23 protein-coding genes and 1 pseudogene are annotated in these 21798 nt (G+C 72.7%); 6 read left to right on the top strand and 18 right to left on the bottom strand.

Going from position 1 to position 21798, the window contains the following annotated elements; translation table 11 throughout:
- The first annotated feature begins 39 nt into the window (after window positions 1-39).
- Window positions 40-435: an RNA-binding S4 domain-containing protein gene (locus ACFV5N_RS06190; RefSeq protein ID WP_385594721.1), complete on the top strand. Its 396-nt coding sequence runs from the start codon at window positions 40-42 to the stop codon at window positions 433-435.
- A 201-nt stretch (window positions 436-636) separates the two neighbouring features.
- Here ACFV5N_RS06190 and ACFV5N_RS06185 read toward each other — a convergent pair whose 3' ends face one another.
- The 7 genes from ACFV5N_RS06185 to mshA form a co-directional block, all read right to left on the bottom strand.
- The gene (locus tag ACFV5N_RS06185; RefSeq protein ID WP_385594718.1) at window positions 637-1269 is read right to left on the bottom strand and encodes a DUF5753 domain-containing protein; all 633 of its coding nucleotides are present in this window, start codon (window positions 1267-1269) and stop codon (window positions 637-639) included.
- 26 nt (window positions 1270-1295) lie between these two features.
- Window positions 1296-2435, bottom strand: coding sequence for a methyltransferase domain-containing protein (locus ACFV5N_RS06180; RefSeq protein WP_385594715.1), 1140 nt, complete (start codon window positions 2433-2435; stop codon window positions 1296-1298).
- Window positions 2432-2566, bottom strand: a complete 135-nt coding sequence (locus ACFV5N_RS06175; RefSeq protein WP_282614879.1) for a hypothetical protein — start codon at window positions 2564-2566, stop codon at window positions 2432-2434. The genes ACFV5N_RS06180 and ACFV5N_RS06175 overlap by 4 nt, the downstream gene beginning before the upstream one ends.
- Window positions 2567-2669: 103 nt before the next feature.
- Window positions 2670-3518 (bottom strand): helix-turn-helix domain-containing protein, encoded by an 849-nt coding sequence (locus ACFV5N_RS06170; protein ID WP_385594711.1) that lies wholly within the window; start codon window positions 3516-3518, stop codon window positions 2670-2672.
- Window positions 3515-4261 (bottom strand): DUF6879 family protein, encoded by a 747-nt coding sequence (locus tag ACFV5N_RS06165; RefSeq protein WP_385594708.1) that lies wholly within the window; start codon window positions 4259-4261, stop codon window positions 3515-3517. The genes ACFV5N_RS06170 and ACFV5N_RS06165 overlap by 4 nt, the downstream gene beginning before the upstream one ends.
- A 164-nt stretch (window positions 4262-4425) precedes the next feature.
- Complete coding sequence (locus ACFV5N_RS06160; protein WP_385594705.1) at window positions 4426-4914, bottom strand: YbjN domain-containing protein; 489 nt, start codon at window positions 4912-4914, stop codon at window positions 4426-4428.
- The gene (gene mshA, locus ACFV5N_RS06155; RefSeq protein ID WP_385594738.1) at window positions 4907-6163 is read right to left on the bottom strand and encodes a D-inositol-3-phosphate glycosyltransferase; all 1257 of its coding nucleotides are present in this window, start codon (window positions 6161-6163) and stop codon (window positions 4907-4909) included. The genes ACFV5N_RS06160 and mshA overlap by 8 nt, the downstream gene beginning before the upstream one ends.
- A 139-nt stretch (window positions 6164-6302) precedes the next feature.
- Between mshA and ACFV5N_RS06150 the strand changes: the two genes are divergently transcribed.
- A complete protein-coding gene (locus ACFV5N_RS06150) occupies window positions 6303-7088 on the top strand; it encodes a class I SAM-dependent methyltransferase (RefSeq protein ID WP_385594702.1) in 786 nt (261 codons plus the stop codon).
- A 60-nt stretch (window positions 7089-7148) separates the two neighbouring features.
- Here ACFV5N_RS06150 and ACFV5N_RS06145 read toward each other — a convergent pair whose 3' ends face one another.
- From ACFV5N_RS06145 to mshD, 3 genes are all read right to left on the bottom strand, one after another.
- A complete protein-coding gene (locus ACFV5N_RS06145) occupies window positions 7149-7577 on the bottom strand; it encodes an NUDIX hydrolase (RefSeq protein ID WP_385594699.1) in 429 nt (142 codons plus the stop codon).
- A complete protein-coding gene (locus ACFV5N_RS06140; RefSeq protein ID WP_385594697.1) occupies window positions 7561-9870 on the bottom strand; it encodes an RNA degradosome polyphosphate kinase in 2310 nt (769 codons plus the stop codon). Before ACFV5N_RS06140 ends, ACFV5N_RS06145 begins: the two co-directional genes overlap by 17 nt.
- Window positions 9871-9943: 73 nt before the next feature.
- Window positions 9944-10840: a mycothiol synthase gene (gene mshD / locus ACFV5N_RS06135; protein ID WP_385594694.1), complete on the bottom strand. Its 897-nt coding sequence runs from the start codon at window positions 10838-10840 to the stop codon at window positions 9944-9946.
- 170 nt (window positions 10841-11010) lie between these two features.
- Here mshD and ACFV5N_RS06130 point away from each other — a divergent pair, with 170 nt between their 5' ends.
- Window positions 11011-12834, top strand: a complete 1824-nt coding sequence (locus ACFV5N_RS06130; protein ID WP_385594691.1) for a bifunctional metallophosphatase/5'-nucleotidase — start codon at window positions 11011-11013, stop codon at window positions 12832-12834.
- On the opposite strand, the gene ACFV5N_RS06125 is transcribed toward ACFV5N_RS06130, so the two are convergent.
- Entirely contained in the window at window positions 12824-13522 is a 699-nt protein-coding gene (locus ACFV5N_RS06125; protein ID WP_385594689.1) for a 4'-phosphopantetheinyl transferase, read from the bottom strand. The genes ACFV5N_RS06130 and ACFV5N_RS06125 overlap by 11 nt on opposite strands.
- Entirely contained in the window at window positions 13519-14340 is an 822-nt protein-coding gene (locus ACFV5N_RS06120) for a metallophosphoesterase family protein (RefSeq protein ID WP_385594686.1), read from the bottom strand. Before ACFV5N_RS06120 ends, ACFV5N_RS06125 begins: the two co-directional genes overlap by 4 nt.
- Window positions 14341-14408: 68 nt before the next feature.
- On the opposite strand from ACFV5N_RS06120, the gene soxR reads away from it, so the two are divergent.
- Window positions 14409-14906 carry a redox-sensitive transcriptional activator SoxR gene (gene soxR / locus ACFV5N_RS06115; RefSeq protein ID WP_385594683.1) on the top strand — a complete coding sequence of 166 codons (498 nt, stop codon included), beginning with the start codon at window positions 14409-14411 and terminating at the stop codon, window positions 14904-14906.
- A gap of 51 nt (window positions 14907-14957) precedes the next feature.
- Here the strand turns inward: soxR and ACFV5N_RS06110 are convergent, their stop codons facing one another.
- The 6 genes from ACFV5N_RS06110 to ACFV5N_RS06085 form a co-directional block, all read right to left on the bottom strand.
- A complete protein-coding gene (locus tag ACFV5N_RS06110; protein WP_385594680.1) occupies window positions 14958-16373 on the bottom strand; it encodes an ATP-binding protein in 1416 nt (471 codons plus the stop codon).
- Window positions 16370-17101 carry a response regulator transcription factor gene (locus ACFV5N_RS06105; RefSeq protein WP_385594677.1) on the bottom strand — a complete coding sequence of 244 codons (732 nt, stop codon included), beginning with the start codon at window positions 17099-17101 and terminating at the stop codon, window positions 16370-16372. Before ACFV5N_RS06105 ends, ACFV5N_RS06110 begins: the two co-directional genes overlap by 4 nt.
- A gap of 33 nt (window positions 17102-17134) precedes the next feature.
- A complete protein-coding gene (locus tag ACFV5N_RS06100) occupies window positions 17135-18127 on the bottom strand; it encodes a S1C family serine protease (RefSeq protein WP_385594674.1) in 993 nt (330 codons plus the stop codon).
- Window positions 18128-18203: 76 nt separating this feature from the next.
- On the bottom strand, window positions 18204-18788 hold the full coding sequence (locus tag ACFV5N_RS06095; RefSeq protein WP_385594672.1) for a Uma2 family endonuclease: 585 nt from the start codon (window positions 18786-18788) through the stop codon (window positions 18204-18206).
- A gap of 104 nt (window positions 18789-18892) precedes the next feature.
- Window positions 18893-19924 carry a LacI family DNA-binding transcriptional regulator gene (locus ACFV5N_RS06090; protein ID WP_385594669.1) on the bottom strand — a complete coding sequence of 344 codons (1032 nt, stop codon included), beginning with the start codon at window positions 19922-19924 and terminating at the stop codon, window positions 18893-18895.
- Between the two features lie 71 nt (window positions 19925-19995).
- Window positions 19996-20748, bottom strand: a complete 753-nt coding sequence (locus tag ACFV5N_RS06085) for a response regulator transcription factor (RefSeq protein WP_019431802.1) — start codon at window positions 20746-20748, stop codon at window positions 19996-19998.
- Window positions 20749-20976: 228 nt separating this feature from the next.
- Between ACFV5N_RS06085 and ACFV5N_RS06080 the strand changes: the two genes are divergently transcribed.
- Window positions 20977-21243 (top strand): MoaD/ThiS family protein, encoded by a 267-nt coding sequence (locus tag ACFV5N_RS06080; RefSeq protein ID WP_385594665.1) that lies wholly within the window; start codon window positions 20977-20979, stop codon window positions 21241-21243.
- 53 nt (window positions 21244-21296) lie between these two features.
- Window positions 21297-21798, top strand: a pseudogene (locus tag ACFV5N_RS06075) (hypothetical protein); the annotation flags it as partial.

Here is a 21798-nt window from a genome sequence, read left to right as displayed (position 1 = left end):
CCGGGCCGGACCGGCCGGACACCCTTTAGGCTCACGGGTATGGAGAAGCAGGGCGCGCAGGAGGCGGCGGGCACCGTCCGGGTGGACGTGTGGATCTGGTCGGTACGCCTGGCCAAGACACGCTCCACGGCCGCCGCCGCGTGCAAGGCGGGCCACGTACGGATCAACGGCGACCGCGCGAAGCCGGCCCAGCCGGTGAAGCCGGGCGACGAGGTCCGCATCCGGCAGGAGGGCCGGGAACGGATCGTGAAGGTCACCCGCCTCATCCGCAAACGCGTCGGCGCCCCGGTGGCCGTCGAGTGCTACACCGACCACAGCCCCCCGCCGCCACCCCGCGAGGCGGTGGCCCCGGCCGGCATCCGCGACCGCGGCACGGGCCGCCCGACGAAACGCGACCGCCGCGAGATGGAACGCCTCCGCGGCCAGCGCGACTGAGTACAGGATCAACGGGAGCACAGAGGACCACGGTGAGCCGGGAAGAAACCGAACGCCGGTCCCGGGAGCGTCGCGAAGCGGCCGGCCTGTCCGTGGGGTCGCCCGCCGAGAAGCAGGCCGCAATCGCAAGGGGAACGCTGCTCACCGGACTCGCCGATGCACAGCGCGCCGGGCCAGGCACCACCGAGAGCTGAACAGCGCTCACCCCCACGCAGCGGCTGCGGAGGCCAGCAGTCGCCGGGCGTCCTCGCCATACGCCGCGTCGGCGGCCAGCGTGTCGAACACTTTGCGGTGGAGAGCCACTTCCCCCGGCTGGTCCAGCCGCATCTCTCCGCCGTAGAGCTCGATGAAGACCTGACCGTCCAGGATGGAGAATCCGTGCGAGAGCAGCACCTGCTGCTCCTCCCGCTGCGGCACGATGCCGAGGGTGAGCGCGGGCAGTGCGGTCGCCGAGACCAGCCGCTCGATCTGGGCCCGCATCACGGGGGCCGGGGCAACGCCATGCTGCAAGGCCCCGGCGAAAAGCAGCAGATGCCACCGCTTGCCGCCCGGCTCCTGGAGAATCCGCTGCCGGTCCATGCGCGCGGCCACCGCGTCATCGACATCGTCGGGCCCCTCCGAGAGCTGCGCGCACCGCGTCAGAATGGCCCGCGCGTAGTCGGGCGTCTGCAACAGGCCGTGCACGGTGCTCAGCTGGAAGGACCGCGTGGTCCCGGTCGCCGCCTCGATTTCCTTCCAGGACCGCTGCAACGCCGCGTATCCGTCGCCCAGCTGGCTGGACCAATCGACATAACGACCGGCCGCCTGCGCCGGAGTCCCCATGGCATTACTCATTCTCTTGTTCCTCTTCTTCGGGCGGGTTACCTCAGTACCGTGCGCTGGAGGACGCGCTGCTCGTCGCGGAGCCAGACGAGTTGTTCTTCCCCGGTGACCGTGATGCCGAACTCGTCCGCCCCCGGGCTCCCCTCCGCCCGCCACCAGTCGAGGAACCGGCCGGCCTCCGCCGCCAGATCGCGCGGGCCGTGGCGGTACGTGGCGTCGCGCTTGATCCACAGCCAGGACGCGTCGTCATCGGCCAGCAGGAGCAGCCCGTCCCCCAGCACCTGCCCCGAGAAGCCGGGCCGCCGCACACCGAGCGCGAAACGGGCATCGGCCCGCCCGAGTTCCCGCAGCCCGGCGTAACCTTCGCTCCTGTCCGCGTCATCCCAGGTGGCGTCCCAGACAGCCGTGACCCGGGGATGCACCATGCGCTGACCGCGCACCGGCATGAACGCTGCCCGGCCCCGGAAGCGCCCCCGGGCGGTGCCGTCCTCGCTCATCCGCAGCCGGATCAGCCCGAATCCGGCGGGGTCGGGATACCAGGGGACGACCAGGACGCCACCCGGTCTCACCTGGCGCAGCCAGGCCGGAGGCACCCGCCGCACGGAGGCCGTGGCGATCAGCCGGTCGTACGGAGCACGGTCCGGGTATCCCCCTTCGCCGTCCCCGCAGACCACCAGCGGGCGGTGACCGGCGGAGGCGAGCCGCTTCGTGGCGAGTTCGGTGAGCAGCGGATCGATCTCGACGGTGACGACCCTGTCGGCGCCCACCCGTTCGCACAACAGCGCGGCGTTGTAGCCGGTGCCGCTGCCGATTTCGAGAACGGAGTGGCCGGGCCGCAGGTCCAGAGCGGACAGCATGCCGAGCACCACTTCGGCGGAGCTCATCGAACTCGTGGCGCCGATCCCCGCCCCGTCCGCCGCCGGGGCGCCGTCGTCGATCTGCGTGACCAGCGCTCCGGTGGGGTGGTAGACCAGCTCGGCCCAGCCTCCGGGATCCTCCCGCCGGTTCAGCGCACGCCAGCCGCCCCCGGACCAGCGCCACACCGTCTCGGGAGCGAACGTCTCCCGTGGAACCCTGCCGAACGCCAGCCGCAACCATTCCTCGGGGAAGTGGCCGCCCTCCGCCAGCGACTCGGTGAGCCGCTGGCGAAGCGTGTCCAGGTGAGTCGGGGCGATCACTTCTTGTCGCCGTCCTTCTTGTGCGTCCCACTGCCGGGCCCGAACACATCCGGCGGCACCTGGTGGTCGCCCTCCCCCGCAGGACCCTGCGGCTTCTGATCGTCCGACTTCGGCTTGTCGTGCTTGCCCATGACTGCTCCCCTTCCCTGATCACCCGGGGCATCGATCCGAGTGCCCTCCGTGACCATGATTGAGCGCATATAGCGGGGCGTCCAGGAAATTTCTTCGGATTTCTCAGGCCCAGGATTCGGCGGCTGCGATGATGAGGCGGCGGGCGTCGTCGTCGTACACCGCGCTGGTCGCCAGTGCGTCGAACACCCGGCGATACAGTGAGACTTCTTCGGGCTGCCCCAGCCGCAGTTCCGCACTTGCGATCTCCACGGTGACGAGTTGATCGTCGAAGACGCAGAAATTGTGGGCGGGCGAGACGGGCAACCGCTTGCCGTGGGGGACGATGCCCAGGCGGACCGTGGGCAGTGTGGTGGCCGAGACGAGCCGATCGAGCTGGGCCCGCATCACCGCGGCCGGGGCCAGTCCATAGCGAAGAACCGACTCCGACACGACCATGTGCCGCTGCTTGCGTCCGGGCTCGTACAAGGCCTTCTGCCGCTCCAGCCGCTCGGCCACCGCTTCCTGGGTGTCCCGTGGGCTGTCGAAGAGACCGGCGTGCTCCCGGAAGCGGGCAGCGGCGTATTCGGCGGTCTGCAGAAGGCCGGGAACCCAGCACGATTCGAAGGAACGGACGGTGGCGGCTGACTCCTCCATCTGCTTCCATGAGCGCTGCACAGCAGCATGTCCCTGGTGCAGTTGGCGACGCCATTCCGCATAACGCCGGTCCAGATCGCGCAGCAGAACAAGAAGTTCGCCGGCTGCCTGCGGTGCGCCACAGGCAGCCGTCCATTCCTGGATGTCGCTCTCGGTGGGCGACTGACGGCCGAGTTGCAGCTTTGATACCTTGCTGGGCGGCCAGCCGAGCCGCCCAGCAAGAGTACGGCCGTCAAGACCGGCCGTGTGCCTCAGGGCACGCAGGCGTCCGCCAAGCTCCTGCCTGGCCTCGTCAACGCCTCTGGGTGGCCTGCTCAACGCGGTGGATGCTCCTTCACAAACTCCTCGTATGCAATCGCGTGCTGAAAGGCGGCGTCAAGCCACCTGGCGTGTTCGATCACAACGGCGGGCTCGGTGATCAGCTCAGCCCCCAGCAACTGCCCTTCCGGCGTGAAGTGCAAGACCGCCACGGTGTGCGAGTCGAACAGCCAGAAGTCCTTGTCCGGCAACGCCGCCAGCTCGGCAGTCGCCCGGTCCAGGTACTGGATGTCTTCCCCAGCGGCCGTGTTGTGCTCGGCCAGGAACAACTCGAAGCGCAGGTAGTCCGTGAGCTGGGGCGGAACGACCCTGACCCGGCTGATGACCCTGCCCTGCGCTGTCTGTTCGCGCATCGTGTGCAGCCAGGGCTCAAACCATCCCAGATCGACAACCGGATCGCCCGACAGGAACTGCCGGAACGGCTCCCGCTCGTTGTCGATGTCGTAGTGCGTGCGCGTCTCCAGCCTTCGCGCCGTATACGCGAAGTCCCGGAAGAGGGCCGCGAACGCTTCCCCCTTCACCAGTTCCGACGGATCCGGTGCCGGCCTCGGCGCAAACCTCTCCAACAGGTCTCGCGGGACCTCCACCAGGTCCTCGCCCTCCGCGAGATGGCGGATGTCCTGATAAGCGCTGTCCCGGCGATCGACCTTCCATCCCTGGACGACGACCGTGTTCCGGTCGGTTTCGTAGACGGCGGGGCAGCCACCGCCACCGCTTGTGGTCCCGTTGAAGCGCAGCCTCACTGTTTCTCCCAAGGTTGAGAAATTTCTCAGAGTTTCTTCCTCTGCCCAGCGCCACCAACCCTGCCTCACCACCCGCGTGGAGCACCACGGCGCACAGGGGCGCACACGACAGCGCCCGGAGTCGAACTCCGGGCGCTGGGAAGGAGAGACGAGCCGTCGGCGGGTCAGTCCGGGGGGAACAGGTGGCTGAACGCCGCCAGGTTGTGGGTGGGTTCGCCGCGGGAGACGCGCCAGGCGTGTTCCTTGCGGATGGCCGTCGCGAAGCCCAGTTCCAGCAGGGTGTTGAACGCCCCGTCCGCCGTCTCCAGGACCACGCCCAGCAGGCGGTCCAGTTCGCCCGGGGTCGCCGCCGCCAGCGGGAGGCGGCCGGCCAGGTAGATGTCGCCGTGGGTGTCCAGCGCGTACGCCACCCCGTACAGCCGCGCGTTGCGCTCCAGCAGCCAGCGGTGCACCGCCGCGTGGTTCTCGTCCGGGCGGCGGATCACGAACGCGTTGACCGACAGCGCGTGCCGGCCCAGCCGCAGCGAGCAGGTCGTGGAGAGCTTGCGGGTGCCCGGCAGGGTGACCACGTAGTGGCCGGGGTCCGGGCGCTCCCACTCCACGCCCAGGTCGTTCAGCGTGTCCTCGACGGTGCGCCCGGTGTCCTCAGCCATGCGCCGATCGTAGGGCGAACCGGTGGGATTCCGTGGCCGCCCGGTACACCGACACCGTGCCGGCCGCCGTCGCCGCCCAGCCGAAGCGGCGGGCGTGCAGCGCCGCCGCCCGGCCCAGCCGGTCGGAGAGGGTGGGGGCGGCCGCGAACCGGGCCAGCGCCGCCGCGTAGTGCACCGGGTCGTGGCCCTCGATCAGGTAGCCGGTCGCCTCGTTCCGCACCACCACCGGCAGCCCGCCCACCGCCGCCGCGACCACCGGGGTGCCGCAAGCCTGGGCCTCGGCCGCCACCAGGCCGAACGACTCGCTGTAGGACGGCATCACCAGCACGCTCGCCGCCCGGTACCAGTCCGCCAGCCGCTCCTGTCCGACCGGCGGGTGGAAGCGCACCAGGTCGGTCAGGCCCAGCCGGTCGGCGAGCTTGCGCAGCCGCTCGGGGCGGGCCAGGCCGGTGCCGGACGGGCCGCCCACGACGGGGACGACCAGCCGGCCGGGCGCGGCCAGCGACGGATCCCGGTCCAGCAGCTCCCGTACCGCGTACAGCAGCAGGTCGGGTGCCTTCAGCGGCTGGATCCGCCCCACGAACAGCGGGATCAGCGCGTCCGGCGGCAGCCCCAGCCGGGCCCGGGCCGCCGCCCGGCCGTCCGCCGGGCGGAACACGTCCAGGTTGACGCCGGGGTGCACCACGGCCGTCCGCATCGGGTCGGCGTCGTAGTGGCGGACCAGTTCGGCGGCCTCCTCGGCCGTGTTGGCGATCAGCCGGTCGGCCGCGCGCACGATCTGCGTCTCGCCGATCACCCGCGCCGCCGGCTCCGGGGAGTCCCCGGCCGCCAGGGCGGCGTTCTTCACCTTCGCCATGGTGTGCATGGCGTGCACCAGCGGCACCCCCCACCGCTCGGCGACCAGCCAGCCCACCTGGCCCGACAGCCAGTAGTGCGAGTGCACGAGATCGAAGTATCCCGGCCGCTGCCCCGCCCAGATCTGGGTGACGCCGTGCGTGAACGCGCACATCTGGGCCGGCAGCTCCTCCTTGCTCAGCCCCTCGTACGGGCCCGCGTCCACGTGGCGCACCAGCACCCCGGGCGCCAGTTCCACGGCGGGCGGCAGCCCGCCGGCCGAGGCGCGGGTGAAGATCTCCACCTCGGTGCCCAGAGCCGCCAGCTGTCTGGACAGCTCGACGATGTAGACGTTCATCCCGCCCGCGTCGCCGGTGCCCGGCTGGTGCAGCGGTGAGGTGTGAACGCTCAGCATCGCCACCCGGCGCGGTCGGTGCCCCACTGCGTCTCCTGACGGACCGAGAGCGGAAAACGGACGTCTCCCCCACACCAGTGTGCCCAACCGCTCGCGGACGGCATCCTCCGGGTGGCCGCCGAAACGTACACTCGCCCCTATGCCCGAGGGGACGGTGACCCGGGGGACGACCAACCCCAACCGCTTGCGGCGCATGGACCGCTGGCTCTCCCATGCGCACGGCACCGCGCTGCGCGGCGCCCGGTGCGCCCCGCTGGCCGTGGACCTGGGGTACGGGGCGGCGCCGTGGACCGCCGTCGAACTGCTGGAGCGGCTGCGCCGGGTACGGCCGGACGCCCGGGTGGCCGGAGTGGAGATCGATCCGGAGCGGGTGGCGGCGGCGCTGCCGTACGAGCGGGACGGGCTGTCGTTCGTCCGTGGCGGGTTCGAGGTGCCGCTGCCGGGCGGCGAGCGCCCGCTGCTGATCCGGGCCGCGAACGTGCTGCGGCAGTACCCGGAGGACCGGGTGCGGGGCGTGTGGGAGCGGCTGTGCGGGCGGCTGGCCCCGGGCGGGCTGCTGGTGGAGGGCACGTGCGACGAGCTGGGGCGGCGGCATGTGTGGGTGGCGCTGGGGCCCGAGGGGCCGCGCACGGTCACCTTCGCGGCCCGGCTCGGCGGTCTCGGGGCGCCGTCCGATCTGGCCGAGCGGCTGCCCAAGGCGCTCATCCACCGCAATGTGCCGGGCGAGCCCGTGCACCGGTTCCTGCGGGACTTCGACCGGGCCTGGGCCACCGCCGCCCCGTACGCCCCGCTGGGGGCGCGGCAGCGCTGGGTCACGGCGGTACGGGCGCTGGCGGCGGCCGGCTGGCCGCTGGCGGACGACGTGCGGCGGTGGCGGCAGGGCGAGGTCACCGTGCGGTGGGCGGCGCTGGCGCCCCGGGGCTGAGCGCCGGGCACGGAGCGGGCGGCCGGGGGTGCTGCGCGCGGGCGCCGGGCCGGCCGGGCGTTACGGGACCGCCAGCTGCGCCAGCGCCGCCTCCAGCAGGGGCCGGTCCTGGGCGTGGGTCAGCTGGGTCCGCGCCTGGTCGGGCGGCAGCCACAGCAGCCGGTCGACCTCGTCGTTGGGCGAGAACCGGCCGCCGACCGCCTCGCCCGTCCAGTACCTGACCTCCTTGGGCCGCCCGCGCACCAGATAGCGGGCGGTGGGCAGCGGAGCGCCCAGCACGCAGATCATGCCGGTCTCCTCCAGCACCTCCCGCAGCGCGGCGTCCTCCGGCTCCTCGCCCGGGTGCAGCTTGCCCTTGGGGTGCGACCAGTCGTCGTACCGGGGGCGGTGCACCAGGGCGACCTCCACCTCGCCGCCCGGGCCCGGCGCGTACCGCCACAGCACGCAGCCGGCCGCCCGTACCGTCTCCTCCTCAGCTGTTGCCGCCACGGCGCCTCCTTCGTGCCTCGATCTGCATCTCCTGCACATTGCGCAGCGCCCGGCCGTCCGTGCCGGTCCAGTGCCGGGTCCACGTGCCGTCCGGGCCGAGGTGCCAGGACGCCGTGGTGTCGGCGGTCCCGGCGGCCAGCAGCCGGGTCAGGGTGGAGCGGTGCGCCGGGTCGGTGACCCGGACCAGCACCTCGATGCGGCGGTCCAGGTTGCGGTGCATCAGGTCGGCGCTGCCCAGCCACACCTCGCTCTCGCCGCCCGCCGCGAACGCGTACACCCGCGAGTGCTCCAGGAAGCGGCCCAGCACGCTGCGCACCCGGATCGTCTCCGACAGGCCCGGCACCCCGGGGCGCAGCGCGCAGATGCCGCGCACCCAGATGTCGACCGGGACGCCCTCCTGGGAGGCGCGGTACAGGGCGTCGATGACCGCCTCGTCCACGATGGCGTTGGTCTTGATCCGGATGGACGCCGGGCGGCCCGCCCGGTGGTGGGCTATCTCGCGGCCGATGCGGGCGAGCAGCCCGTCCCGCAGGGAGCGCGGGGCGACCAGCAGCCGGCGGTAGGTCTCGCGGCGGGAGTAGCCGGAGAGCCGGTTGAACAGGTCGGAGAGGTCGGCGCCGACCTCGGCGTCGGAGGTCAGCAGGCCCAGGTCCTCGTACAGCCGGGCGGTCTTGGGGTGGTAGTTGCCGGTGCCGACGTGCGCGTAGCGGCGCAGGGTCTCGCCCTCCTGGCGCACCACCAGCGACAGTTTGCAGTGCGTCTTGAGGCCCACCAGCCCGTACACCACGTGGCAGCCGGCCTCCTCCAGCTTGCGCGCCCATTTGATGTTGGCGTGCTCGTCGAAGCGGGCCTTGATCTCCACCAGCACCAGCACCTGCTTGCCGGACTCGGCGGCGTCGATGAGGGCGTCGACGATCGGGGAGTCGCCGGAGGTGCGGTAGAGGGTCTGCTTGATGGCCAGCACGTCGGGGTCGGCGGCGGCCTGTTCGAGGAACGCCTGGACGGAGGTGGAGAACGAGTCGTACGGGTGGTGCAGCAGGACGTCGCGTTCGCGCAGCACGCCGAAGATGTCGGGGGCGGAGGCGGACTCGACCTCGGCGAGTTCGCGGTGGGTGCCGGCCACGAACTTGGGGTACTTCAGCTCCGGCCGCTCCAGGGAGGCGATGTCGCCGAGCCCGGTGAGGTCGAGCGGCCCGGGCACGGTGTACACCTCCTCCTCGCGGATCTTCAGTTCGCGCACCAGCAGGCTCAGCACGCCCGGGTCGATGGACTCCTCGGCCTCCAGCCGGACCGGGGGGCCGAAGCGGCGGCGCAGCAGTTCCTTCTCCAGGGCCTGGAGGAGGTTCTCGGTGTCGTCCTCCTCGACCTCCAGGTCCTCGTTGCGGGTGACGCGGAAGACGTGGTGGGCCAGCACCTCCATGCCGGGGAAGAGTTCCTCCAGGTGGGCGGCGATGACGTCCTCGACGGGGACGAAGCGCTGCGGGGAGGCTTCGAGGAAACGATCCAGCAGCGGCGGGACCTTCACCCGGGCGAAGTGCCTGTGGCCGGTAGCCGGGTTGCGCACCTCGACGGCGAGGTTGAGGGAGAGGCCGGAGATGTACGGGAAGGGGTGCGCCGGGTCGACCGCCAGCGGGGTGAGGACGGGGAAGATCCGCTGCCGGAAGAGGGTGAACAGCCGGGTCTGCTCGGCCTCGGTGAGGTCGGGCCAGCGCAGCAGGTGGATGCCCTCGGCGGCGAGTTCGGGGGCGACGGAGCGCTGGTAGCAGGCGGCCTGCCGGGCCATGAGGTCGCGGGAGCGGGACCAGATCTCCTGGAGCACCTCGCGCGGCAGCTGGCCGGTGAGGGAGCGGGTGGCGACGCCGGTGGCGATACGGCGCTTGAGGCCGGCGACGCGCACCATGAAGAACTCGTCCAGGTTGCTGGCGAAGATGCTCAGGAAGTTGGCGCGTTCCAGCAGCGGGGTGGCGGGGTCCTCGGCCAGCTCCAGGACGCGTTCGTTGAACGCCAGCCAGCTGCGTTCGCGGTCCAGGAACCGGTCGTCGGGCAGCGGGGCGCCCGCCGGGTCGGCCACGGGTGCCGGGGCGGGCGCCGGGGTGGCGGCGGGCGGCGTCCCGCCGGGGTGCCCGCCCGCCGGGGCGGGGGCGGCCGGGGGCGGCACCGTACGCTCCGGGTCCGCACCGGCGCCGGGGCCGGGCCCCGGCGCGTCACCGCCTCCCACCGCTGCCGCCGGCGCCTTCGCGGTCGTCTCGGGACCGGCCTGCGCGCCGCGCGCTCCCCGCACTTCAGGACTCATACCACCCATTCTCCCGCCAGGAGTACGAACGGAGCACGTCAGCGGTGTGACCGGGAGGTGGCCGGGATGCGGATCAGGTTTCGGTGCGGTACATGAGGTCGCGTTCGTGGGTCCGGAAGCCGAGCCCCTCGTACACCCGCAGCGCCGCGGTGTTGTCGGCGTCGACGTACAGCATGGCGGTGGGCAGCGCCCGGTCGGCGGCCAGGTAGCGCAGGCCGATCAGGGTGAGCGCCTTGCCGAGCCCGAGGTTCTGCGCCGCGGGGGCGACGCCCACGACGTAGACCTCGCCCAGGGACTCGGCGCTGTGCACCTTCGTCCAGTGGAAGCCGAGCAGGGTGTCGCCGCGCACCGCGAGAAAGAACCCGGATGGGTCGAACCAGGGCTCCTTCTTCCGGGCGTCCAGGTCGACCTGGGTGAGGGCGCCCTGCTCCGGGTGGTGGGCGAACGCCTCGGCGTTGAGCGCCAGCCAGGCGGCGTCGTCCCGGCCGGGCACGAAGCTGCGGACCGTCACCCCTTCGGGCAGTACCGGATCGACGTCGCGCAGTCCCCCCAGCGGGCGGCGCAGCTGCCGCAGCTCGCGGAAGAGGGTGAGGCCGAGCACCTGCGCCAGATGCCGGGCGGCCGGGTGGCCGCCGTGCGCCCACAGCCGCAGCCGGTGGCCGGAGGCGGCCAGCAGCTGCCCGCCGAGCAGCCGCCCGTAGCCCTGTCCGCGGTGCTCGGGGTGCACCACCAGCTCGGCCGAGGGGGCTTCGACCGGGTCGGTGCCGTCCAGCTGGGCGTAGCCCACCAGTTGGTCCTCGTGCCGCAACAGCAGGTGCTTCACCCCGTCGCGCCGCCCGCCGCGCAGCAGCAGCCTGCCCTGTTCGGATACGGCGCTCTGCCCGTCGGTGCGGGCCGCCGCGTCGATCAGCCGCTCGGCCGCGCGCAGCTGGGGGCCCGTCACCTCGTCGACCACGATGACGTCACTCATGCCGGAGACTCTATGCCCATATCGCCCGGACCCTTCATCCGCTTGTTACCCGCGGCCCCCTGACACGCTACGCGCGTAGCCGTAGGCTGCCGTCGCACTGTCCTGTCTTCTCCGCTGTCCGCCCCCTATCTGTGCTTGTCCCCCGATTCCACGAGAGGCAATCTCCGCTGATGCGCACCCCGGCCGCCACCAGGCGTTCCCGCAGATTCAGACTGACGGCAGGCGCGGTCACCCTCGCCGCCGCCGGTGCCCTCGCCGTCGGAGTGCCGGCCGCCCAGGCCGGCCCCGGCAACGGCAACGGCAACGGCAACGGGCCCGGCGCCGGTCAGCCCGGCCCCGGTCTCGACCTCCAGATCCTGGCCATCAACGACCTGCACGGCGCGCTGGAACCCCCGGAGGGCTCAGGCGGTCAGGTCACCCACGAGCACCCCGACGGCAGCACCGAGACGCTGACCGCCGGGGGCGTCGAGTACCTGGCCACCGGGCTGCGCGAGGCCCGCAAGGGCCAGCAGCGCTCGGTGACCGTGGCCGCCGGTGACCTGGTGGGCGCCACCCCGCTGCTCTCCGGCCTGTTCCACGACGAGCCCACCATCGAGGCCCTCAACCGGCTGGAGATGGACGTCGCGGGCGTCGGCAACCACGAGTTCGACGAGGGCTGGGAGGAACTGCTCCGCCTCCAGGACGGCGGCTGCCACCCGGTGGACGGCTGCTACGCCGAGGACCGCACCTTCGGCGGCGCCGACTTCCCCTACCTGGCCGCCAACGTGGTGCACGAGGACACCGGCGTGCCCGTGCTGGCCCCGTACAGCGTCCAGAACATCAAGGGCGTCAAGGTCGGGTTCATCGGCGTCACCCTGGAGGGGACGGCCGACATCGTCACCCAGGAAGGCATCGAGGGCCTGGAGTTCCTCGACGAGGCCGAGACCATCAACCGCTACACCGCCGAGCTGGAAGCCAAGGGCGTCAACGCGGTCATCGCGCTGATCCACGAGGGCGGCTACCCGGCCAACCCCGCCTACAACGCCGACTGCGACGCGGGCGCCGACGGCATCTCGGGACCGATCGTGGAGATCGCGCAGACCATCGACCCCGGCGTCGACGCGCTGATCACCGGCCACACCCACCAGCCGTACGTGTGCACCGTCCCCGACCCGGACGGCAACGACCGGCTCGTCACCTCCGCCGCCTCCAACGGCCGGCTGTTCACCGAGCTGACCATGCGCTACGACCCGCGCACCAAGGACATCGTGCGCACCTCCGTCGAGGGCACCAACCGCGTCGTGCACCGCGACCAGCGGCCGGCCCGTGACCTCACCCGGCTCATCGACTACTGGAACGAGCTGGCCGCCCCGGTCACCAACGCCCCCATCGGCTACATCAGCGAGGACATCAGGGGCCGCGGCGCCGGCACCCCCGAGTTCCCGCTCGGCGACCTGATCGCCGACGCCCAGCTGGCGCACGCCGTGGAGCTGGAGGGCAGCGCCGACCTCGCCCTGATGAACCCCGGCGGGGTCCGCGCCGACCTGGTGTACGCCGCCTCGGGCGACGAGGGCGACGGCGTGGTGACTTACGGCGAGGGCTTCACCGTCCAGCCGTTCTCCAACACCGTCAACCTGCTGTCGATCACCGGCGAGCAGCTGCTCCAGGTGCTGCGCGAGCAGGTCAGCGGCCCGAACGCCGCCGCGCCCAAGATCCTCCAGCCCTCCGCCGGGCTCACCTACACCCTGGACCTCACCCGCTCCGGAGCCGACCGGATCGTGGCGGACACGGTGCGGCTGAACGGTGAGCCGATCGAGGACGGGCGCACCTACCGGATCGCGGTCAACTCCTTCCTGGCGGGCGGCGGCGACGGCTTCCCGACCCTCGCCGAGGGCACCGACCCGCGCGTCGGCAACGACGACATGCGGGTGCTGGCCGACTACCTGCTGGCCCAGTCCTCCCCCGAGAGCCCGCTGGCCGCCCCGGCGGCCGACCGGATCACCGTCATCCAGTGATCCCCCCGGCCGGTACGGGGCGCGGCGCGGGGACGGCGATCGCCGTCACCAGCAGCCCGTCCCGTACCAGCCACCGGCCGGCGAAGCGCCGGAGGGGCACCCCGTCGACCACCGGGCCCGGCACGAGCAGTTCGGCGGTGAACGCCCCGCCGTCCGGGTCGAAGGCGACCCGGGCCTCCTCGAAGCCCAGCCAGCGGCGGGTCAGCGGGAACCACGCCTTGTAGACGCTCTCCTTGGCGCTGAACAGCAGCCGCTCCCAGCGCACCCGCGGGTGGGAGGCGGCCAGCTTCGCCAGGTGCTCGCGTTCGCCGGGCAGCGTCACCATCTCCACCACGCCCGGGTCGCGCAGCGGCTCGTGCGGCTCGGCGTCCACGCCGAGCGAAGCCACCGCGCCACCGGCGGCGGCCACCACCGCGGCGCGGTAGCCGGTGCAGTGCGTCATCGAGCCGATGTACCCAGGCGGCCAGCCCGGCGCCCCGCGCTCGCCCGGCAGCAGCGGCACCCGGGGGCCGCCGATCCGCTCCAGGGCGGTACGGGCGCAGGCCCGCACGGTGGCGAACTCCCGGCGGCGCCCGGGCACCGCCCTGGCCACCGCCGCCGCCTCCTCGGGGAAGAGGTCCAGCACGTCGTCCGGGTCCCCGAACATCTCGACCGCGCTCACCTCGCGCGGCAGCAGCTCCCCGATCACGTGCGGATCACCACCGGACGGCCGGGCGTCCCGCCGCGCGGGCGCCACTCGCGCGGGTAGCCCAGCGACACCTCGTGGTGCGGTACGCCGTCGCGGGTGATGCGGCGCGGGATGTGCAGATGCCCGTAGACGACGGCGGCGGCCCGGAACCGTACCGGCCAGTCGTCGGTGGCCTCGGTCCCGCACCACAGCGCGAACTCCGGGTGGCGCAGCACCCGGGTGGGCTGCCGGATCAGCGGATGGTGGTTGATCAGCACGGTGGGCGCCCCGGCGGGCAGCGCGGCCAGCCGCTCCTCGGTGTACTCCAGGCGGGCCCGGCACCACGCCTGGCGGCTCGGGTACGGGTCGGGGTGCAGCAGGTACTCGTCGGTGCACACCACCCCGGCGGCCTCCGCCACCGCCAGCGCCTCGGCGGTGGTGCGGGTGCCGGGTGGCCGGAAGGTGTAGTCGTACAGCAGGAACAGCGGCGCGACGGCGACCGGGCCGCGCTCGCCCTGCCAGATCGGGTACGGGTCCTCGGGGGTGAGGACGCCCAGGCCGCGGCAGAGTTCGACCAGCCGCTCGTAGCGGCGCTCGCCGCGCAGTTGCACCGGGTCGGAGGCGGGTGTCCACAGCTCGTGGTTGCCCGGGACCCACACCACCCGCGCGAACCGGCCGACGAGCAGCGTCAGCGCCCACTCGATGTCCGCGAACGTCTCCCCCACATCGCCCGCGACCAGCAGCCAGTCGTCGTCCGACTCCGGTCTCAGCTCCTCGGTGATCTTGCGGTTCTCGTCGTAGGCCACATGCAGATCGCTGATGGCCAGCAGTCTCCCCATGTGCTGGGTACTCCCCCCGGGCGGACCGCCGAAACGCGGACCTCAATCGGGATTGAGGTCTGCGTACGATGACGGACGTGCCTCCCACCATCACCAGAGAACTCACCATCGGACAGCTCGCCGAACGCAGCGGCGTCGCCACCTCCGCCCTGCGCTTCTACGAGGACCAGGGCCTCATCAGCAGCCGCCGCACCTCCGGCAACCAGCGCCGCTACCACCGCGACACCCTGCGCCGGGTGGCGTTCATCAAGGTCTCGCAGAACGTCGGGATGCCGCTGAACGCCATCCGCGAGGCCCTGCACGAACTCCCCGAGGGCCGCACCCCCACCAGGGAGGACTGGGCCCGGCTGTCCGAGTTCTGGAAGGCCGATCTCAACGCCCGGATCTGGCAGCTCACCCGGATCAGGGACGATCTGACCGACTGCATCGGCTGCGGCTGCCTGTCGCTGGACAGCTGCTCGCTGGCGAACCCGTACGACGTGTGCGGCGAGCGCGGCACGGGGCCGGTGCGGCTGCTGGAGGACGCCCCCGAGGGCGCCCCCGGCTGCGGGATCAGCTGCTCCTGAGCGCACCGGGCCGGGGGACGGCCGGGCCGGTCCCTTACCGGTCCGTGCCGGTCAGGGGACGGACGGCGGCGGGGTCGGAGCGCCCGGCAGCCGCAGCACCGCCTCCGTACCGCCGCCCGGTGCCGGGTGCAGCGCCACCTCCCCGCCGCTCTCGCGCACCGTCCGGGCCACGATCGACAGCCCGAGGCCGGACCCCGGCAGCCCGCGCGCGCCCGGGGAGCGCCAGAACCGTTCGAAGACGTGCGGCAGTTCGTGCGGCGGGATGCCCGGGCCGTGGTCGCGGATGCGCAGCAGCCCGCCGCGCAGCGTCACCTCCACTACCTCCCCGTCACCGCTGAACTTCACCGCGTTGTCCAGCAGGTTGACCAGGGCCCGCTCCAGCGCGGCCGGCTCGGCCCGCACGAACCAGTCCTCCAGTTCGGCCTCGACGGCCAGACCGCGCGCCCGGCCGCGCAGCCGCACCCGGTCCACCGCGCGGCGCGTCACCTCGTGCAGCCCCACCACCTCGAACCGGCTGCCCTGGCCGGCGGGCTTCTCGGGGCGGGACAGCTCCTGGAGATCGCCGATGAGCGCGGCGAGTTCGGCCAGCTGGTCGGTCACCGACTCCAGCAGCCGCCGCCGGTCCTCCGGCGGCAGCGGGCGGCCGGTCTGATCGCTGCGCACCAGCAGCTCGATGTTGGTGCGCAGCGAGGTGAGCGGGGTGCGCAGCTCGTGCCCGGCGTCGGCGATCAGCTGCTGCTGGAGCTCACGGGAGGAGGCGAGGGCGGCCGTCATGGAGTTGAACGCCGCCGAGAGCCGGGCGATCTCGTCGTCACCGGCCACCGGGATGCGGACGCTCAGATCCTCGGTCGCGGCCACGTGCTCGGCCGCCGCCGTCAGCCGGTCCACCGGCCGCAGCCCGGCCCTGGCCAGCGCCACCCCGGCCCCGGCGGCGGTGATCGCCCCGGCGGCGGCGACCAGCGCCAGCACGACGACGAGGGAGCGCAGCGGGTCGGTGACCTCGCTCAGCGGGCGGGCCACGGTGACGGCACCGTTGGTGGTGGTCTGCAGCGGGCGGGTCAGCACCCGGTAGGTGACCCCGTCCGAGCCGGTCGCGTTGTGGAAGGACTCGGCGGCCCTGCGCCCGGCGACGGCGGTATCGGCGGGCGAGACGTCCAGGGTCGCCGCCCCGGAGATGATGCAGCTCGAACCGTCGGCCGTGACCACCTGGATGGTGGAGTCGAACGGCACCGGCACGTTCTGCGGGACATCGGCCGGGTGCGGGTAGCACTGGCCGTTCTCCCACATGCGGTAGACCAGCACCGGGTCGGCCCGGTTGTCGCGCAGGGTGTCGTCCAGGGAGCGCATCAGCTGGTCGCGGACCAGGAACCAGGCCGCGATCGCGCACGCCGCCACCGCCACCGCCACGGCCACCGCCGTCAGCAGGGCCAGCCGGGAGCGCAGCGACAGACCGCGGCCGGACCTCATGGCGCGTCCCGCAGCACGTACCCGACGCCGCGCACGGTGTGCACCAGGCGCGGCTCGCCGCCGGCCTCGGTCTTGCGGCGCAGATACATGATGTAGACGTCCAGGGAGTTGGACGAGGGCTCGTACGCGAAGCCCCACACGGCGTGCAGGATCTGCTCCCGGGTGAGGACCTGGCGCGGGTGGGTGAGGAAGAGTTCCAGCAGGGTGTACTCGGTGCGGGTCAGCTCCACCGGCCGCTGCCCGCGCCGTACCTCCCGTGTGGCGGGGTCCATGCGCAGTTCGCCGAAGGTCAGCAGTCCGGCGTCCGGGCCGGGCCCGGTGCCGTCCCCGCCGTCCGTCCCGGCCGGGCGGGCGTAGCCGCTGCGGCGCAGCAGGGCCCGCAGCCGGGCCAGCAGCTCGTCGAGTTCGAAGGGCTTGACGAGATAGTCGTCCGCCCCGGCGTCGAGGCCGCTGACCCGGTCGCCGATGGTGTCGCGGGCGGTCAGCATCAGGATGGGCACCCGGTCCCCGGTGGCGCGCAGCCGCCGGGCGGTGGTGAGCCCGTCCATGCGGGGCATGAGCACGTCGAGGACGATCGCGTCGGGGTGGTAGCGCTCGGCCTTGGTGAGGGCGTCGAGGCCGTCGACGGCGGTCTCGGTGGCGTATCCCTCGAAGGCCAGGGAGCGCTGGAGGGCGTCCCGCACGGCCGGTTCGTCGTCGACGATCAGCACCCGCGAACGATCACTCATGCGCGTCAGTCTCGCATCACTCGTCCTGCCGGATCAGACGTGGCCGACCGCGCCGGAGCCGCCGGCGCCGCCGGTTTCCAGGGCGCTCAGCACGGTCTTCACGGTGTTGACGGGGATGGCGAAGCCCAGGCCGGCGCTGCCGGAATCGGCGGAGGGGCTGTACATGGCGGAGTTGATGCCGATGATCTCGCCGTTCATGTTGACGAGCGCGCCGCCGGAGTTGCCGGGGTTGAGGGAGGCGTCGGTCTGGATGGCCCGGTAGGTGGTGGTGCCGCCGGAGCCGAGGTCGCCGTTGTACCGTCCGCCGCCGAACTCGAACGGCCACTGCTGCTGCTCCTGCGGTGAGCTGTCCCCGGTGGAGACGGTGACCTCGCGGTCCAGTGCGGAAACGATCCCGCTGGTGACGGTGCCGGACAGCCCCTCGGGCGAGCCGATGGCCACCACCTGGTCGCCGACGGCCACCGCGTCGGAGTCGCCGAGCGTCGCGGCGGGCAGCCCGGAGACATCGCGCGCCTGGATGACGGCGAGGTCGGTGTCCGGGTCGGTGCCGGTGACGGCCGCGGTGGCGGTGGAGCCGTCGGAGAAGGTCACCCGCACCTCACCGGCGCCGGAGACGACGTGGTGGTTGGTGAGGATCTTCCCGTCGGAGGAGAGGATCACCCCGGAGCCGGTGGAGGTCTGCGTGGAGATCTCCACGACGGACGGCGCGACGGCGGCGGCGACGGACGCCACCGTGCCGTCGGTGTGCACCGACACCTGGGTGCCGCTGACGCTGGTGCCGGTGCCGGTGGACCCCGCCTGCGCGTCCCCGAGCAGGGCGGCGGTCCCGCCCCCGACCCCGGCGGCGACCACCGTGACGGCGGCCAGCAGCGCCACGGATCTCCCGGCCCGGCGCCGCTTGGCCCCCCGGGTGCCCTCCCCGGCCGGCGGAGCGGCACCGTCCACGGCGGCGTCGGGCGCGTGACCGGGCTGCGGCGGGCAGGTGTGGAACGGCTCGTTCTCCTGGTACCCCTGGTGTTCGCTCATGCCCCGAGCGTGCGCCCGGAAGATGAGAGGCGCCTGAGAAGCGCCTCAGAGTTCCCCTGGGTTTTCCGCGGGGCGGTCAGCCGGCGGGGAAATCCCTGGAGTCGATGGCGTGGTCGAAGGGGTCGGGCAACGGGATCGGATCGCCGAATTTCCCGGTCCACAGCGTCCGGTACACACCGCTGTGAGGTTCACCGAACAGCGTGATCAGCGGCCCCTGGGAAGCGACCCGGTCCACCAGCAGGCAGAGCGGGACACCGGCCCGTGCGTACCCGGCGAGCTTCTCGACCCGGTCGCGGCCCGCGTTCCCGCGCGACGTGACCTCCACGACCAGGGCGGCGTCTCCCGCCTGGGTCTCCGGCGTGCCGTCCAGCATCAGAGCTTCGGGCAGCACCACCAGGTCGGGCTGGAAGACGCCCGAGCGCAGCGGGATCCGTACGTCGACGTTCTGGTAGACGTCCCAGCCCTCGGGCAGCGCCGGAAGCAGCCTCCGGTGCAACTTGCTCGCAATGTAGGTGTGCGGCTTCGACTGCGCGGGCGACACGATGATGAACCCCTCGATGATCTCCGCTTTCCAGCCCTCGGGAATGTCCAGCCCTTCCCAGGTCCTGAGGAGCTCATCCCAGGTCTCTCCCCGGATGTACGGGGGTTCAACGGCAGGCACGCTCACAGCGGACTCCTTACCTTGACGCCACCGATTCCAGCATGCCCGGACCACCCGGAACCGGTCCACCGACCCACGTCACCCGAACGTAGGGCCGTCCGCCGTCAGGGTGAGGGCCGCTCCGCCGGGCAGCCGCAGGAGCGGCGGATGCGCAGGTGGGCGGAGAACCGGCGGTGGCGCTCCAGGGGCGGGCCGTCCTGGTCGTTGATCGCCAGGTCCACCGCCGCGCGGGCCATGCCCACCCGGTCGGAGCCGACCGTCGTCAGCGGCGGGTCGGTCAGTGCCGCTTCCTTCACGTCGTCGAAACCGGCCACCGCGAGTTCGCCGGGGACATCGATCCGCAGTTCCCGTGCCGCCCGCAGCACGCCGATCGCCTGGTCGTCGGTGGCGCACACCAGCGCGGGCGGCCGGTCGGGGCCCGCCAGCAGGCCGAGGGCCACCCGGTAGGCGTCGTACCGGTTGTACGGGGCCTGGAACAGCCGGCCCTCGGTGGACAGGCCCGCCTCGTCCATCGCCCGGCGCCAGCCGGTCACGTGGTCGGTCACCGGGTCGCCGGACTCGGGGGTGGACTCCACCCCGCCCAGGCACGCCACGTACGGGTGCCCGTGGTCCAGCAGGTGCCGGGTGAGGCGGCGGGCGCCGCCGATGTCGTCGAGGACCACCGCCACGTCGTCGATCGCGTCCGGCCGCCGGTGCAGCAGCACCACCCGCGCGTCCCACGCGTCGATCTCCGCCGCCGCGTGCTCGCTCGGCCCCTGGCTGATGAGGATGAGGCCCGAGACCCGCATGCCCAGGAACGCCCGCAGATAGTGGACTTCGCGCTCGTCCAGGTAGTCGGAGTTGCCGACGAGCACCATCTTGCCGCGCTCGGCCGCCGCTTGTTCCACGGCGTGCGCCATCTCGCCGAAGAACGGCTGCCGGGCGTCCGGCACGATCAGGCCTATGAGGTCGGTGCGCTGGGAGGCCATCGCCTGCGCCACCCGGTCCGGGCGGTATCCCAGTTCCTTGATCGCCGCGAGCACCCGCTCGCGCGTCCCGGCCGCGACGGGGCGCGGTCCGTTGTTGATGACATAGCTCACGACCGCGGTCGACGTACCCGCCAGTCGCGCCACATCGTCCCGCGTCACCTTGGCCACCACGGCAGTCTACGCGCGGCGCCGCCCCCGGAACACAGGTCCCGGGGGCGGAAGACGGGCCGGTGGGGCGCTCAGGCGCGCCGTGCCGCCTCCTTGATGAGCTGCTCGGCCTCGCGGGTCACGGCGCGGGCGTGCTCGTCGGCCGGCTTCTCCTTCTCCGGGACGACGAAGCGGTAACCGACGTTGCGCACCGTGCCGATGAGCGACTCGTGCTCGGGCCCGAGCTTGGCGCGCAGCCGCCGCACGTGGACGTCCACGGTGCGGGTGCCGCCGAAGTAGTCGTAGCCCCAGACCTCCTGGAGCAGCTGGGCGCGGGTGAAGACCCGGCCCGGGTGCTGCGCCAGGTACTTCAGCAGCTCGAACTCCTTGAAGGTGAGGTCGAGGACGCGCCCCTTGAGCTTGGCGCTGTAGGTGGCCTCGTCGACCGACAGGTCGCCGTTGCGGATCTCCATCGGGCTGTCGTCGTTGCTGAGCTGCTGGCGGCCGGTGGCCAGCCGCAGCCGCGCCTCGACCTCGGCCGGGCCCGCGGTGTCCAGGACGACGTCGTCCACGCCCCAGTCGGCGGTGACGGCGGCGAGGCCGCCCTCGGTGACGATCAGCACGAGCGGGCAGCCGGGGCCGGTGGAGCGCAGCAGCTGGCACAGGGAGCGGACCTGGGGGAGGTCCTTGCGGCCGTCCACGAGGATGACGTCGGCGGTGGGGGCGTCCACCAGGGCGGGGCCCTCGGCGGGTGCGACGCGTACGTTGTGCAGCAGCAGTTCGAGGGCGGGGAGCACGTGCGAGGACGGCTGGAGTGCGTTGGTCAGCAGCAGCAGGGAACTCATCGGTGGGCGGTTTCCTTCCTCGGTCCTGACGGCTGGCGGGGGCGACGGGACGATGCGAGCGGCTCTGCCCTGAATGCACAAAAGGACCCGGTACGGCGCCATCGCCCGGATCCTTTACTTGGCGAGCAGCATAACCGAAACAGTTCATCCCGTGCAGGGGCCGTCTTAAGGAGCGGGACGGACACCAGCCATCATGATGGCTGCGCGCACATCTCTTCGGGAGGCTTGATGGCGAGCGGGACCATCCGGTACTGGGCGGCGGCGAAGGCCGCGGCCGGTACGGCTGAGGAGGGGTACGAGGCCGCCACGCTGGGCGCCGCCCTCGCGGCGGCGCGGGAGCGGCACGCCGCCCGGCCGGAGTTCGCGCGGGTGCTGGCGCGCTGCTCCTTCCTGGTGAACGGGGAGCAGGTGGGGCGCCGCGCGCACGACGAGGTGGTGCTGGCGGAGGGCGCGGTCGTCGAGGTGCTGCCGCCGTTCGCGGGGGGCTGTGCGTGAGCGGCCCGGACGGCGCGCCGCAGCCACCCGTTGATCCGTACGAAAATAGGGCCGTGAGTGAGACCACTAACCCCGCCACCCGTCCCCCCGGCGACCCCCGCGCGGCGAGCGCGTCGCACCGGGCCGCCTCGCCGATCATCCCGCCCGGGATCCAGCCGGCCCTGCTGACGGCGGTGCTGGCGGCGCTGTTCGCCGTCACCGCGCCGCACGGGCAGTGGGCGCTGCTGGGGCCGGTGGTCGTGCTCCAGGCCGTCACGGCGGCCGGCTGGTTCCGGCTGAACGGGATGTGGCCGGCCCGGCAGGGCATCCTGCTGGCGTTCGCGGCGGGCCTGGCGGCCGACGTCGTGCTGCTGTCCACCTCCCGCGAGCACGGCGTCACCGCGATGGTGGGCACGCTCGGCGTCTGGTTCCTGCTGGTGGTGCTGCTCCAGCTGCGGCACCGGGGCGGCGGGGACGAGCGGCTGGACGCGCTGACCGCGACCGCCGCCTCCACGCTGCTGACGGTGGTGGCCGCCGGTCATCTGGCGGCGGTGGAGTTCTCCTCGACGGCGGTGG

The organism is Streptomyces sp. NPDC059853 (assembly GCF_042731495.1).
GTDB lineage: Bacteria > Actinomycetota > Actinomycetes > Streptomycetales > Streptomycetaceae > Streptomyces.
This window is presented reverse-complemented; position numbering and strand designations above follow the sequence as displayed.